The organism is Flavobacterium crassostreae (assembly GCF_001831475.1).
In the GTDB taxonomy this organism is placed as follows: Bacteria; Bacteroidota; Bacteroidia; order Flavobacteriales; family Flavobacteriaceae; genus Flavobacterium; species Flavobacterium crassostreae.
Genome location: NZ_CP017688.1, coordinates 1,940,311 through 1,954,079, shown reverse-complemented (window position 1 = coordinate 1,954,079; position 13,769 = coordinate 1,940,311). Strand labels below are relative to the sequence as shown.

The following is a 13,769-nucleotide window of genomic DNA, read 5'->3' as shown; positions in this document are numbered from 1 at the left end:
ACGCAACTAAAAAATAATTGCCTTTTATGAAACTAAATTGTGTTGTTGTAGATGATAGTTCTATACAAAGAATGCTCATAGCAAAGTTAGTTACGAATCATACTAATTTACACTTAGTAGGTAATTTCTCTAATGCTATTGAAGCAAAGAGTTGCCTGACCACCAACGACGTAGATTTAATATTTTTGGATATTGAAATGCCTGTGATCAATGGGTTTGTTTTTTTAGATGGTTTAAAAATAAAGCCACAAATTATATTTGTTACTTCGAAGGCAGAATATGCCATGAAAGCCTTTGATTATGACGCTACAGACTACCTTCAAAAACCAATTGTGCTAGATCGTTTTAATGCCTCAGTCAAAAGAGCTATCGATTTGTATCTACTCAAAACAGACACCAAAGAGGACGAGGGAGAACATATTTTTATAAAAAGCAATCTCAAAAAACTTAAAATATTTACGGCAAAAATAAAGTGGATTGAAGCCTTTGGAGATTATGTTAGAGTGGTTACAGAAGACGACAGCAATTTAGTGCTCTCTACCATGAAAGCTTTTGAAAATGATTTGTCTAAAAAGAAATTTGTACGGGTTCATAAATCCTATATTATAAATATTGATAAAATAGAACGCTTTAATAGTAAATTTGCCGAAATTGGAGCCACTAAAATCCCTTTGAGCCGAAATAAAAAAGAAGATTTGGTAAAAGCCCTGTCTTTGGATTAATAAAAATCTACGTTTACACTCACTTTTATAGCTCGGTATGGCGCAACAGCGTCAAAACTTTGCAACATTTTTTGCATTATTTTTTTTACTCCTCCTAGAGAAGAACTCTGCGGTATTTTTACAATTATGGTACGGATGTATTCGTTTCTAATTCTATTAATTCCTGGTTCTTCTGGACCCAAAACAGGTATATTCAGATTGGTATGCATTACTTGATACAACCACATTGCTCCTTGTTTTAATTTTTCGTAATCCCGATGCTTTAAGGTTATTTTAATAATTCTAAAATAAGGCGGGTATTTATAGATTTGTCTATCATACAATTGTTCTTTATACATTCCGGCATAATTATTAACCGTGACTTGCTGTATCGTATTGTGGTCTGGATTATAGGTCTGGATGATTACTTTACCTTGTTTTTGGGATCTTCCGGATCTGCCAGAAACCTGTGTCATCATCTGAAAACTCCTCTCAAAGGCTCTAAAATCAGGATGATACAGCATATTATCGGCGTTCATTATCCCTACCAAACTCACGTTGTCAAAATCCAATCCTTTGGCCAACATTTGTGTGCCTACCAGAATGTCTATTTCTTTATTTTTAAAACTGTTTATAATTTTTTCAAAACCAAATTTACCTCGTGTAGTATCTTGATCCATCCTTCCGGTTTTGCTATCCGGAAAAAGTTGTTCCAACTCTTGTTGTATTTGCTCGGTTCCAAAACCTTTGGTGGTTAATTCTATACTAGAACAAGCATGGCAATGGGTCGGTTTGGCTATTGCATAGCCACAATAATGGCAGCGCAACTGATTTTTATGTTTGTGATACGTTAGGCTGACATCACATTGTTGGCATTGGGGCACGTGTCCACAGGTCATGCACTCTAATAAAGGAGCGTATCCTCTCCTGTTTTGAAATAAAATCACTTGTTCACCTAGTGTTGTAGCAGCAGTAATAGCCTCTATTAAGGTATCACTAAAATGCCCTGTCATTTTTTTTCTAAAATACTTATCTTTAAGATCCACCAAGGCAATTTCTGGCATACTAACCTTACCATAACGCTCTTTGATTTCTACTAATCCAAACTTAGTCGTAGTGGCATTAAAATAGGTTTCGATACTGGGGGTGGCTGATCCCAATAGTACTTTTGCTTTATGAAAATTTGCAAGCACAATGGCGGTATCTCGGGCATGATAACGTGGTGCTGGATCCGTTTGTTTAAAGGTTTGCTCGTGCTCTTCATCTACAATTATAAATCCCAAATTGGAAAACGGCAAAAACAATGCAGATCTAGCACCAATAACAATCTGGGCTTTGTCTGAATTTTGTAAAACGTTCCTCCAGACTTCAACACGCTCGTTGTTGTTGTATTTGGAATGAAAAACTGCTATTCTATTGCCAAAATAAGCACTAAGTCGAGATACTAGCTGGGTAGTTAAGGCTATTTCTGGCAACAAAAAAAGCACTTGTTTATGCATTGCAAGATATTCTTCTATGAGTTGAATATACACTTCTGTCTTGCCACTTGCGGTAACTCCGTGCAATAAACAGACTTCTTTTTGAGCAAATTCTGTTTTTATTTCTTCCAATCCCTTTTGTTGGGCTGGGCTCAAAACCAAGTCTTTCTGGGTTAGGTTTTTACTAAAATCTACTCTATCTTCTTGGATTAGATAGTCTTCAAAAACTGCTTTGTCAATCAGTGTTTTGACAACTGCCGAAGAGGATTGCGCTGTTTCGATTAATTTTTTGACCGAAATGGGTTTTTTGTAGGATGCCTGCAACTGAAAATAATTCAAAACCAGTTCCTTTTGTTTGTTTGCCTTTTTTAAAACTTCCAAAAGCGCACTTAATCCTTGATCCGAGTTATATTGTGGGTGCAACCTTATGTAACGTACTAATTTGGGCTTGTAGGTTTCTTGGGTTTCTTCTTGAAGGCTTATTATGTTTTTGTCTAGTAATTTTTGAATGGTTGGAAATATGTTTTTTTTGTTCAGTATTGCAATAATATCCTGCACTTTTAATGAAGATTGTAGTTCTAGGGCTTCATAGATCAAAAATTCTTCGTCGGACAAGGTGCTTGTATCGGTACTGCTAGTGGTTTTTTTAGAAATAATTGTCTCGCTCTCCAACAGCAATCCACTAGGCATGGCGCCCCGATAGACATCTCCAATGGCACACATATAATAACTTGCAATCCATTGCCAATGTGTTATTTGAATTGGGGTTACAATAGGAGTATGATCCAGTATTTCGTGGATTTCTTTGGCATCATATAACGTGGGGCTATTTTGGTGTGTTGCAACAGCCAGTGCGGTATATATTTTGGTTTTACCAAAAGGGACCGAGATACGCATCCCTTGTTGGATAAAATGATACTCTGCCTCCGAAACGCTATAGGTAAAGGTTTTAGCAAGAGAGAGCGGCAGTATTACTTCTACAAAAAAATGCATTTATTGGGGATACTATTGGGGTTAGAATACTGGTTTATTGGGTTACAAAAATACTGGTTTATTTGACCCGATACCAATACTGTGTTCTTCCCATTAGAGCAAAGCCTATATAACCACGTACTTTTAGCTTGTCTTTTTGTTCTAATTCTATCAAACATTTGTATATTTTGCCCGTTTTGGGATCTATGATTTCTCCGGAGTTGTATTCTGTGCCATCTTTGGACAGACCTTTGATTACATTTAATCCCAAGATTGGTTTTTTAGCATCTTCTCCTGGGCAATTTTGGCATAAATCTTTGGCGTGGGAGGCATCTAGTATTTCTACTACTTTTCCGTAAATTTTACCTGATTTTTCATAAATCTCTACTATGGATTTTGCTTTTCCGGTTTGGTCGTCTATTGTTTTCCATTTTCCGATTACTTCTTGAGAATAGAAAATCGTGGTTACAAATACTAAAACAAGGGTGGTGATTCGTTTTTTCATAATGTGGTTTTTTTAGCCCTGATGGAAGCGGCATCCCACGCTTTTTGGGGCGTGGATACAGCGTACAGCAGGAATTAGCTCCTGATTTTTATCAAACTTACTATAAAATTAGTTATTATTCTTATTTTAAGCGGGTTATCTTTTTGTTTTTTAATTGATTTATAGCCAAATTAAGTTCAAATCCCAGTAAAAGAATCATGCAATTGATCCAGATGTAAAACATGACTATTAGTAGGGTTCCAATAGAACCGTATAGCTCATTGTATTTTGAAAATCGGACGACCCATATTCCAAAAAAATAGGACGTTATGATCGTAAATAGGGTGGTAAAAACAGAGCCTATTGAAATAAAAGACCTACGCCTGACTTGTTTGGTTCCAAATTTAAATAGTATAGAGGTAGTAACCAGTATCATTACGATCAAAAACAGGTAACGCCCCAATACCATTAAGGGTATTTTTTCGCTTAGAAACTCTCTTGCGGTTAATTTTTGTATAAAAATTTCAAATACTACAATGGTTGCAACGGTCACAATTAATAATATAGATAGTAGTACCGAGATGCCTAGGGCTACTAAATATTGTCTCAAAAAACCTCTTTTTGCTACTATATGTCTGGAGTTTTCAAAGCCTCCCAAAATGGCATTCAATCCGTTTGCCATCAAAAAAATAGATAGCAAAAAACCCCAAGATAACAATCCCGAATGGCTGTTATGCAAAATATCATTTACAATGTTGGATATGGCATAAAAGGTATTGGGAGGTACGCCGTTTTCTACAAATTTTAAAAAATCATCCTGAAATCCTTCTATGGGAATATACGGAATTAAATTTAAAATAAATAATGCAAAAGGAAATAATGCCATAAAAAAACTAAAAGCAATTGCTCCTGCTCTATTGGACAAGGCTCCTTCGGCAATGCCTAGACCATACAATTCTAATAAATCATAGAGGGTTAGTCCTTCTAGCCAAGGAAGTTTTATTTTTTTTAGAGCAGAGATAATATTCCTCAATACGGGTATTTTATCTATTTTTTGTTCAATTTCTGTAGACATCAACGATACGTTTTGGTTTGAATTGCGGCTGCAAAAAAGGGACTTTATGTTTTTTTTTATAAAAATTAAAAAAATAAGTTGGTGTCACAAATTACCTATATCCAAATTTGGAATACCAGAATTTATGCAACCAAAACCTTGCCAAATAGTTTATATGGCCTTTAAACTCAGATCCATATTGTAGATAGAGTGTGTTAAGGCTCCGGACGAAATGTAATTAACGCCACAGTCTGCATAATGGCGTAGGGTATCTTCATTGATGTTTCCAGAAGATTCTGTTAGGCATTGATTTGCTATTAATTGGACGGCTTGTTTGGTCGTTTGGTAATCAAAGTTGTCTAACAAAATGCGGTACACGCCTCCTGCTTGAAGTATTTGTTTTACTTCGTCTAGGTCTCTGGCTTCAACTATAATTTTCAAGTCTTTGTTCGTGTCTTTAAGATAGGCTTTTGTTTTGGCTATAGCCAAGCCAATACCTCCGGCAAAATCAATATGGTTGTCTTTGAGCATCACCATATCATAGAGTGCAAAACGGTGGTTTTCGCCTCCGCCTATTTTTACGGCCCATTTTTCGGCAACTCTAAAACCTGGTGTTGTTTTGCGTGTGTCCAATATTTTGGTTTGGGTTCCTTCTAGCAATTTTACATAACTATTGGTTTTGGTGGCAATGGCAGACATGCGTTGCATGGAGTTTAAAACCATGCGTTCTGCTTTTAAAATAGATTGCGAACTACCCGATACATGAAAAACAACATCGCCATGCTTCACTGGGCTACCATCTGCAATAAACGTTTCGAGAACCAAACTTGGATCCACATAGTCAAAAATCATTTTGGCAAAAGCTACTCCAGCTATAATGCCATTGTCTTTGACTAAAAGCTTGGCTTTTCCTTGTGCTGTAGCCGGAATGCAGGCTAAAGAACTATGGTCTCCATCTCCTACATCTTCGCGTATGGCATTTGCAATTAATAGTTGTAATTCTTGCTCCAATTGTTGTTGACTAATCATTTTGTACAAATTTTATACTGCTAAAGTACTTCTTTTTTTGTGGACATAAAAATTTGTTTTTTAGTGCCTTTTAGCAGATGCGTATTGGGCTTTGCTTTGCGCGGCTAGTACTCTTTTGTTAGAATTGGAAGCCTAAAAAAAGTATGGCCTCCAAGATGCTGTTTTACAGAACAAAACCGACTTGGACTCTACCTAGACTATCGCTTTAAGCAACAAATTGCAGCATCTACTGTTTTAAATCTAGTATATTTGCGCTGCTTTAAGCAAAAGAAGGTATTTTGCGCACTCTAATTATAAAATCGTTGCCATTTGTAAGACCTTTGACTCGGTTCAGCTAAAGCTATTTTTTGTTTTAAAAACCACCCTACTAATGAATATTAAACTTCTCGCTATTGGCAAAACAGATCACAAAGCCTTACAATCCTTAATAGAAGAATACACCAAAAGGCTTTCTTTTTATGTTAAATTTGATTTAGAAAGTATTCCGGATATCAAAAATGTCAAAAATCTTTCTGAAAACCAACAAAAAGAGAAAGAAGGAGAACTAATTTTATCCAAAATCACCCCTACAGACCAACTTGTTTTGTTGGATGAAAACGGCAAAAAATTCTCTAGTGTGGCTTTTTCGGAAGAATTACAAAAAAAAATGAACTCTGGTATCAAAACCCTAGTTTTTGTCATTGGTGGCCCTTATGGTTTCTCTGATGCGGTCTACGCTAAGGCAAAAGGCAAAATCTCGCTCTCCTCCATGACGTTTTCGCACCAAATGGTTCGTTTGTTTTTTATAGAACAAGTATACAGAGGGTTTACTATTCTAAAAAACGAACCCTACCACCACCAATAAGGTTTAAAAAACATATTCGGACCAAACAACATTCTTAGATTCTGTTAGTGCTCTAACTGCTATTTTGTGTTGGATGTATTGTTCAAAACACATGTTTTTATCAAAAGCCAAAACCACTTTAGGGGCAAGTACACCATTTTTTTGGTGGATATAGTCTACAACTTGGTTTACTTTTAAGGTTGTATTAGCTATAGAGACAGAATCTGAATTTTTTTTGAAATAAATCACAAGCCCATCTTGTGCTGGTTTTTGCATTTTATAATACACTTTTGTAAAAGGAAAAAAGGCCATATTTTTGGCAATGCTATCTGCGTAGGCATAATAATTCTCAGCCTTTTCGTTTTTGTGCGCTTTTTCTTTTCGCTTTTTTTCTTGTAATTTAATTACCTCCGGAATCACAACACGCAAAGGCAAGCGTTTGTCAATATTTAGGATCCAATTTGTAGTGATGATGCTGTTTTTTCGGTTTACTTCGGTTAGCGTATCTTGGTTTTTGGTTCTAAAAAAAAGGTAAATTGGAGAATGGTCTTGTACATCCGCCACCACACTAACATTGGCCTTTGGCAATAAGATGGTTTCTTTATTGTTGCAAGAAAATAAAAACAAAACCGCTATTAAAATACTATACTTCATTATTATTTATTTAGTTGATGGTACAATTTTATACATTCTGTTGCTGCTTTAACGTCATGAACTCGCAAAATACACGCCCCTTTGGTAAGAGCCAAGGTGTTCAAAACCGTGGTGCCATTTAAGGCTTCTTGGGCAGTAACTCCCAATACTTTCTGAATCATGGATTTTCTGGAAAAACCTACTAAAATAGGCACTTCAAGGGTTTGGAACAGCTCCATTTTTTGCAATACTTCATAATTTTGGTCCAGGTTTTTGGCAAATCCAAATCCAGGATCTACAATTAAATCCGAAATACCTAAGCTTCTGGCTTTGTGTATACGCTCTGCAAAATACAACACCATTTCTTTTACAATGTCTTGGTAGTTGGTGTGTTGTTGCATGGTTTGTGGGGTGCCACGCAGGTGCATCATAACGTAGGGCACTTGGTATTTTGCAACCACCTCTAGCATGCCGTCATCCAGATGTCCTGCTCCAATATCGTTAATCATAGCCGCACCATGATCCAAACAAGTGGCGGCAACACTGGCTCTGTAGGTATCTATAGAGAGAATAACCTCCGGAAAATACTTTTGTATCCACTGTACTACAGCTACGATACGCTGTAGTTCTTCTGATTGGGTAACTAGAGCCGCATTGGGCTTGCTAGAACAGGCTCCAACATCTATAAAGGTAGCTCCCTCTGTTAGCATTTTTTCTACCTGATCTAAAACAGCTTTTTGGTTGCTATAACTTCCGCCATCAAAAAAAGAATCCGGTGTCACGTTTAAAATTCCCATAACTTTAGGAACGCTTAAATCAATCAATTGGCCTTTACAATTTATTGTCATTGGTTTTTGGTTTTTTGAATCCCTATCTAAGCAAAAATACAGCAGATAAGGGCAAACAAAGGTATTAAGATAACTTTAGACCACAAACCGTATTTTTTTTTAAAATTATCCCTATTTTTGAGCAAATTTTATACCAAAACAACTCCTAATATAATGGCAAATACTTCTCAAGAATACGATACAATAATCACCCTGTGTCGTTCTTTATTTATTAATAAAATGCAAGATTATGGTAGCGCGTGGCGCATTTTAAGACTACCCTCTCTAACGGATCAAATTTTTATTAAAGCCCAACGCATCCGTAGTTTACAAGAAAATGATGTCCGAAAAATTGATGAAGATGAAAAAGGAGAGTTTATAGGAATCATCAATTATGCACTCATGGCTTTGATTCAGCTTGAACTAGGCGTGGTGGAACAACCTGATTTAAACACCGAACAAGCCACAACTCTATATGATGCCAAGGTAAAAATCACCAAAACATTGATGGAGGCAAAAAACCATGATTATGGGGAGGCTTGGCGCGAAATGAGAGTAAGCTCCTTGACGGATTTAATTTTACAAAAACTATTGCGTGTCAAGCAAATAGAAAACAATAACGGTAAAACAGTAGTGTCTGAAGGTATTGATGCCAATTACCAAGATATGATTAATTATGCTATTTTTGCATTACTATTAATGGGTTCTAACAATTAAATATATTTAGGATATGAAAAATGCCATCACTCAATTTTCGAGAATATTTGTAGGATTATTATTTATTATTTCTGGGCTGATTAAACTAAATGATCCCGTAGGATTTTCGTATAAATTGGCCGAATATTTTAGTGAACCGGTATTTAATCTGCTTTTTTTGGTGCCATTTTCGTTAGGTTTAGCGTTGTTTTTGGTGCTCCTAGAGGTAGTTTTGGGGGTACTCTTACTCCTTGGTTACAAGTCCAAAATAACCATTTGGAGCTTGTTGGTAATGATTGTATTGTTTAGCTTTTTGACCTTTTATTCTGCCTATTTTGATGTAGTTAAAGATTGCGGCTGTTTTGGAGATGCTCTAAAACTAACCCCTTGGCAATCATTTACTAAAGATATGGTATTGTTGTTTTTTATTTTAATACTAGCATGTAACGTTTCGCTAGTAAAACCGTTCTTTAACACCGCAGTATCTAAAATGCTAACCTATGCCAGCATTGTTGTATGTATGTTGTTGGCTGTTTGGGTATTAAATCATTTGCCAATTATAGATTTTAGACCCTATAGTGTGGGTACTAATATTACTCAAGGAATGCAAATTCCAGAAGGTGCGCCACAATCTGTGGTTGAAATGGTATTTATTTATAACGTAAATGGGGTAGATACGCCATTCAAAGAAGCCGATTTAATGGATCTGCCAGAAGGAGCTACTTTTGTAGACCGAAAAGACCATGTAATTAGCGAGGGTTACGTCCCACCTATTCATGATTTTACGATGATCAAAGAAAACACAGACTATAAAGACGAATTGTTACAGGAGCCGAAAGTACTACTAGCAGTAAGTTATGACTTGACTCTGGCGGACCAAGCAGGGATGTCTGCACTCCAAAAACTAAATAAAGTAGCGGTATCCAAAGGCTATAAAATGATTGGAATGACCAATTCTTCCCAAGAAGAAATTACCAAAGCCAAAGAAAAATACCATTTAGATTTTGACTACTACACCTGTGATGCCATTACGCTAAAAACAATTGAAAGAGCCAATCCAAGTATTATTGTGCTCCAAAAAGGCACCATTATACAAAAAGTACATTATAATGACATTTCGGATCTGAAATGGTAATTTACCCTAGTCCAGAAAGCCTTCGTTCTAATTCCTTCTAAGGCTTTCTAAGGCTTTCTGACACTATTATACCCCACTAAAAATGCTTACATACTTTTTAAATAAACTAGGCTATGCACTGCTTACGCTCTATGGTGTGATTACGGTTATCTTTTTTTTATTTCATGTTCTGCCGGGTGATCCAGCCAGAATGATGTTAGATCAAAATGAAAACTCCGAACAACTTGCCTTAATCAAAAAAAAATATGGTTTTGATAAACCCCTAACCACCCAATACGTATATTATTTAAATGACGTATCTCCTATTTCTTTTCATAGCAACCTCCACACGGACTACACTTATTTGAGTGAACAAAAATATACCGCAATTCCTCTATTTAGTACAGCAGAAACAACCACTGTAATCAAAATGCCTTATTTGCGCGAGAGTTTTCAAAAAAGCGGCAAAAAAGTATCTCAAATTATTGGAAACACCCTGCCCAGCACAGCTGTTTTGGCACTTTTTGCCATTGTGATTGCCATTGCAATTGGGATTATTTTAGGCATTGTGTCTGCCCTACACAAAGACAGTTGGATCGATCGCAGTATTGCACTCTTGAGTACTTTAGGGATGAGTGTTCCTTCTTTTTTTAGTGCCATATTATTTGCTTGGCTCTTTGGGTTTGTTTTGCAAAAATACACCCACCTTAACATGACTGGTAGTTTGTATGAAGTGGATGACTTGGGCAACGGAAGTTACCTACAATGGAAAAACATTCTTTTGCCGGCTATTGTATTAGGTATTCGTCCGTTGGCGGTAGTAATTCAATTAATGCGAAATTCTTTGTTAGAAACCCTGGGGCAAGATTATATCAGAACTGCCCGGGCTAAAGGATTGTCTGAATTTCAAATCATTCGTAAACATGCCTTAAAAAACTCTTTAAACCCTGTAATTACAGCTATTTCAGGCTGGTTTGCTTCCATGCTTGCTGGAGCAGTTTTTGTAGAGTATATTTTTGGATGGAATGGTTTAGGCAAAGAAATTGTGGAAGCCCTAAACAACTTAGACCTACCGGTTATTATGGGCGCCGTACTGGTTATTTCGACCACTTTTGTAATAATCAACATACTAGTAGACCTCATTTATGCTTATTTAGACCCTAAAATTAGAATCTCGTAATAGCTGCAAAATTCTAACCCAATAAAACAGTTTATCCATAGTTCCCTTGCTTGAAATTGTTGGTTATCGTAATTAAAACAACTAATTCCTGAAAACCATTCCAAAGGTTTGTTTAACTTTGTTTAAAACAAAATGAAAATGAAAAAACGACTCACTTTACTACTTGCATTACTGACCCTATCTTGCATAAAACCAAATACAGAAAAAACTTCTTTCAGTCAAGAAGCCTTATCCGAAACTTTACTAAATCCGCAAGGAGAACAAGTAGCTTTTCAAGATATTTTAAAACAACACCAAGGCAAAACAGTACTTATAGAAGTTTGGGCATCTTGGTGCGGCGATTGTGTCAAAGCAATGCCAAAAATCAAAGCCTTGCAAGAGAGCAATCCAGAGGTGGAATACGTTTTTATCTCTATGGACAAAACCGCACAAGCTTGGGAAATTGGCCTTGAAAAATACGCTCTAAAAGGGGCACATTTTATGGCAAACGATCAAATGCAAGGCGTGTTTGCAGATGCTATAGATTTAGACTGGATCCCGAGATACATTATTGTTGATAAAACAGGCAAAATTGTTCTGTATCATGCTGTCGAAACGGATTTTGATACCATAAAAACTACCCTAACAAGCTTAAAATAACCCCAAATAACAAGTAAAACAGTACCCTTAAAAGAACTAAAATGAGACAAAAAATAGTAGCTGGAAACTGGAAAATGCACAAAAATGCAGAACAAACAGAAGATTTACTTAATGAGTTAATTGCCGAAATACCTACAGAGTCTGACACTCAGGTAATTGTAGCACCTACATTTGTAAATTTGGCATCTGCAGTGGATCATTTAGAGTTTATATCCATAGATGTTGCTGCCCAAAACATGCATCAAGCAGAAAGTGGTGCTTTTACTGGCGAAATTTCGGCCGAAATGCTCACCAATATTGGCGTAAAGATCGTAATATTAGGACATTCGGAACGAAGAGCCCTGTTTCATGAAACAGATGCATTGATTGCCAACAAAGTAAGCACTGCACTAGCGCATGAAATGAAGGTGATTTTTTGTTTTGGAGAAGAATTAAAAGACCGACAAAAGCAACAACATTTTAACGTTGTACAAAACCAATTGCATGACGGTTTGTTTCATATAGAAGACGCTGCCTGGAAAAACATTATTTTGGCCTATGAGCCAGTATGGGCAATTGGTACCGGCGAAACAGCCTCTGCAGAACAAGCACAAGAAATGCATGGGTTTATTAGAGAGATTATTCGTAAAAACTTTGGTGCTACAATTGCCGAAGATGTAAGCATACTTTACGGCGGAAGCGTAAAGCCCGAAAACGCCTCCGAAATTTTCTCCAAACCAGATGTAGATGGCGGGCTTATTGGTGGAGCTGCTTTGAATGCAGCCGATTTTTTAGCCATCATAAATGCAATCTAAATACCCTAAATTAGAGTACCAAAGCGGTAAAATAAAGCTATTTTACCGCTTTTACTATTTTTATAATTGTCCATAACGCAGAAACAGTACCTTTGCAAAAAAAAACCACCATGTCAAATATTTATATAGGATACCACTTTACTATAGAGCCAAAAAACGCAGAAGATAACGCACAAGCAAGACAATTGGGTGCAGAAATACTAATTGCAGAATTAGGCGAAACTGCCTTTGAGAGCTTTACTGAAACAGAAACCGGAATAGATGCTTTTGTACAAAAAGAACTCTGGGATACCCTAATTTTGGATAGCATCCAGATTTTAAAATCGGCCGAATTTAAAATAGAATATACCTTTGAAGAGATTGAACAAGTAAATTGGAATGAAGAATGGGAAAAGAATTTTGAACCAATTGATGTAGATGGCAAATGCCATGTACGCGCACCTTTTCATCCCAAAACAACTGCTGCATTTGATATTATAATTGAGCCTAAAATGAGTTTTGGAACCGGACACCATGAAACAACACACATGATGATCCAACATTTATTAGCATTAGACCTTAACGGATTAAAAACGCTTGATATGGGTTGCGGTACCGCCATATTGGCTATTTTGGCAGAAATGAAAGGCGCACAACCCATTGACGCCATAGATATTGACAACTGGTGCTATTTAAACTCTGTAGAAAATGCCCAGCGCAACAACTGCAAGCACATAACGGTCTATGAAGGAGAAGCTGCTTTGTTAGAAGACAAAAAATACGATTTGATTATTGCAAACATCAACAGAAATATTTTATTGAATGACATGCAAAGTTATGTAGCAAGCTTAAACCCAAAAGGAATTTTATTATTAAGTGGTTTTTATCAAGAAGATATTCCGTTTATTGATGCTTGTTGTGTAGAAAAAGGGCTGACTTTTGTTAAAAAATTAGAAAGAAACAATTGGGTTTCTTTAAAATACGTAAATTAGTAGCTAAATTAAATATTTACGAAATCAAAACGTACAAAAAAATGAGTACTAAAGAAAAAGTAAGAGAAAAAGTCCATCGCAAAGAAGTGCCTACCTTAAACAACGAAATCATTGTTTATAATGATGACGTAAACACTTTTGATCATGTAATTGAAACCTTAATTCGTGTTTGTGAGCACACACCAGAACAAGCAGAACAATGTTCTTTAATTGTGCATTATAATGGAAAATGTACTGTAAAAACGGGCCCATTGAACAAACTAAAACCACAATGTTCTCAATTGCTGGAAGCAGGCATTAGTGCTGAAATAATCTAATTAAATTTAGAGTTAATTACACAAACCAATTAGGCGTTCTAATTTATTCTGTACTAG

Annotated in this window: 15 protein-coding genes; 9 read left to right on the top strand and 6 right to left on the bottom strand. The window is 36.2% G+C overall.

What is annotated here, in order from left to right; genetic code table 11:
* The first annotated feature begins 26 nt into the window (after positions 1–26).
* Positions 27–722 (top strand): LytR/AlgR family response regulator transcription factor, encoded by a 696-nt coding sequence (locus tag LB076_RS08710; RefSeq protein ID WP_066331333.1) that lies wholly within the window; start codon positions 27–29, stop codon positions 720–722.
* Here the strand turns inward: LB076_RS08710 and priA are convergent.
* From priA to nadC, 4 genes are all read right to left on the bottom strand, one after another.
* Positions 719–3,172 (bottom strand): replication restart helicase PriA, encoded by a 2,454-nt coding sequence (priA, locus tag LB076_RS08705; RefSeq protein WP_066331337.1) that lies wholly within the window; start codon positions 3,170–3,172, stop codon positions 719–721. The two genes, LB076_RS08710 and priA, sit on opposite strands and share 4 nt — an antisense overlap.
* A gap of 58 nt (positions 3,173–3,230) precedes the next feature.
* Complete coding sequence (locus LB076_RS08700) at positions 3,231–3,656, bottom strand: DUF2147 domain-containing protein (protein WP_066331339.1); 426 nt, start codon at positions 3,654–3,656, stop codon at positions 3,231–3,233.
* Between the two features lie 121 nt (positions 3,657–3,777).
* Entirely contained in the window at positions 3,778–4,710 is a 933-nt protein-coding gene (locus LB076_RS08695) for a YihY/virulence factor BrkB family protein (protein ID WP_066331342.1), read from the bottom strand.
* A gap of 150 nt (positions 4,711–4,860) precedes the next feature.
* Positions 4,861–5,718 (bottom strand): carboxylating nicotinate-nucleotide diphosphorylase, encoded by an 858-nt coding sequence (nadC, locus tag LB076_RS08690; RefSeq protein WP_066331345.1) that lies wholly within the window; start codon positions 5,716–5,718, stop codon positions 4,861–4,863.
* A 370-nt stretch (positions 5,719–6,088) separates the two neighbouring features.
* On the opposite strand from nadC, the gene rlmH reads away from it, so the two are divergent.
* Positions 6,089–6,562: a 23S rRNA (pseudouridine(1915)-N(3))-methyltransferase RlmH gene (gene rlmH, locus LB076_RS08685; protein ID WP_066331353.1), complete on the top strand. Its 474-nt coding sequence runs from the start codon at positions 6,089–6,091 to the stop codon at positions 6,560–6,562.
* Between the two features lie 3 nt (positions 6,563–6,565).
* On the opposite strand, the gene LB076_RS08680 is transcribed toward rlmH, so the two are convergent.
* Together LB076_RS08680 and folP are read right to left on the bottom strand one after the other, a co-directional pair.
* Positions 6,566–7,195, bottom strand: a complete 630-nt coding sequence (locus LB076_RS08680; RefSeq protein WP_066331361.1) for a hypothetical protein — start codon at positions 7,193–7,195, stop codon at positions 6,566–6,568.
* 2 nt (positions 7,196–7,197) lie between these two features.
* Entirely contained in the window at positions 7,198–8,022 is an 825-nt protein-coding gene (gene folP / locus LB076_RS08675; RefSeq protein ID WP_066331364.1) for a dihydropteroate synthase, read from the bottom strand.
* Between the two features lie 153 nt (positions 8,023–8,175).
* Here folP and LB076_RS08670 point away from each other — a divergent pair, with 153 nt between their 5' ends.
* The 7 genes from LB076_RS08670 to LB076_RS08640 all read left to right on the top strand — a co-directional run bounded on the left by LB076_RS08670 (position 8,176) and on the right by LB076_RS08640 (position 13,712).
* Complete coding sequence (locus LB076_RS08670; protein ID WP_066331365.1) at positions 8,176–8,718, top strand: DUF1599 domain-containing protein; 543 nt, start codon at positions 8,176–8,178, stop codon at positions 8,716–8,718.
* A gap of 13 nt (positions 8,719–8,731) precedes the next feature.
* Complete coding sequence (locus LB076_RS08665; RefSeq protein WP_066331366.1) at positions 8,732–9,832, top strand: BT_3928 family protein; 1,101 nt, start codon at positions 8,732–8,734, stop codon at positions 9,830–9,832.
* Between the two features lie 82 nt (positions 9,833–9,914).
* Entirely contained in the window at positions 9,915–10,991 is a 1,077-nt protein-coding gene (locus tag LB076_RS08660; RefSeq protein WP_066331368.1) for an ABC transporter permease, read from the top strand.
* Between the two features lie 138 nt (positions 10,992–11,129).
* The gene (locus tag LB076_RS08655) at positions 11,130–11,630 is read left to right on the top strand and encodes a TlpA family protein disulfide reductase (RefSeq protein WP_066331780.1); all 501 of its coding nucleotides are present in this window, start codon (positions 11,130–11,132) and stop codon (positions 11,628–11,630) included.
* A 41-nt stretch (positions 11,631–11,671) separates the two neighbouring features.
* On the top strand, positions 11,672–12,424 hold the full coding sequence (gene tpiA, locus LB076_RS08650; protein ID WP_066331373.1) for a triose-phosphate isomerase: 753 nt from the start codon (positions 11,672–11,674) through the stop codon (positions 12,422–12,424).
* 110 nt (positions 12,425–12,534) lie between these two features.
* Positions 12,535–13,395, top strand: a complete 861-nt coding sequence (gene prmA, locus LB076_RS08645) for a 50S ribosomal protein L11 methyltransferase (RefSeq protein ID WP_066331783.1) — start codon at positions 12,535–12,537, stop codon at positions 13,393–13,395.
* A 41-nt stretch (positions 13,396–13,436) separates the two neighbouring features.
* A complete protein-coding gene (locus tag LB076_RS08640) occupies positions 13,437–13,712 on the top strand; it encodes an ATP-dependent Clp protease adaptor ClpS (RefSeq protein WP_066331785.1) in 276 nt (91 codons plus the stop codon).
* Positions 13,713–13,769 lie beyond the last annotated feature (57 nt).

Excerpts from the sequence above, each read along its gene's own strand:
- LB076_RS08710 (WP_066331333.1), top strand. The coding sequence starts at position 27 with ATGAAACTAAATTGTGTTGTTGTAGATGATAGTTCTATACAAAGAATG.
- priA (WP_066331337.1), bottom strand. The coding sequence starts at position 3,172 with ATGCATTTTTTTGTAGAAGTAATACTGCCGCTCTCTCTTGCTAAAACC.
- LB076_RS08700 (WP_066331339.1), bottom strand. The coding sequence starts at position 3,656 with ATGAAAAAACGAATCACCACCCTTGTTTTAGTATTTGTAACCACGATT.
- LB076_RS08695 (WP_066331342.1), bottom strand. The coding sequence starts at position 4,710 with ATGTCTACAGAAATTGAACAAAAAATAGATAAAATACCCGTATTGAGG.
- nadC (WP_066331345.1), bottom strand. The coding sequence starts at position 5,718 with ATGATTAGTCAACAACAATTGGAGCAAGAATTACAACTATTAATTGCA.
- rlmH (WP_066331353.1), top strand. The coding sequence starts at position 6,089 with ATGAATATTAAACTTCTCGCTATTGGCAAAACAGATCACAAAGCCTTA.
- LB076_RS08680 (WP_066331361.1), bottom strand. The coding sequence starts at position 7,195 with ATGAAGTATAGTATTTTAATAGCGGTTTTGTTTTTATTTTCTTGCAAC.
- folP (WP_066331364.1), bottom strand. The coding sequence starts at position 8,022 with ATGACAATAAATTGTAAAGGCCAATTGATTGATTTAAGCGTTCCTAAA.
- LB076_RS08670 (WP_066331365.1), top strand. The coding sequence starts at position 8,176 with ATGGCAAATACTTCTCAAGAATACGATACAATAATCACCCTGTGTCGT.
- LB076_RS08665 (WP_066331366.1), top strand. The coding sequence starts at position 8,732 with ATGAAAAATGCCATCACTCAATTTTCGAGAATATTTGTAGGATTATTA.
- LB076_RS08660 (WP_066331368.1), top strand. The coding sequence starts at position 9,915 with ATGCTTACATACTTTTTAAATAAACTAGGCTATGCACTGCTTACGCTC.
- LB076_RS08655 (WP_066331780.1), top strand. The coding sequence starts at position 11,130 with ATGAAAAAACGACTCACTTTACTACTTGCATTACTGACCCTATCTTGC.
- tpiA (WP_066331373.1), top strand. The coding sequence starts at position 11,672 with ATGAGACAAAAAATAGTAGCTGGAAACTGGAAAATGCACAAAAATGCA.
- prmA (WP_066331783.1), top strand. The coding sequence starts at position 12,535 with ATGTCAAATATTTATATAGGATACCACTTTACTATAGAGCCAAAAAAC.
- LB076_RS08640 (WP_066331785.1), top strand. The coding sequence starts at position 13,437 with ATGAGTACTAAAGAAAAAGTAAGAGAAAAAGTCCATCGCAAAGAAGTG.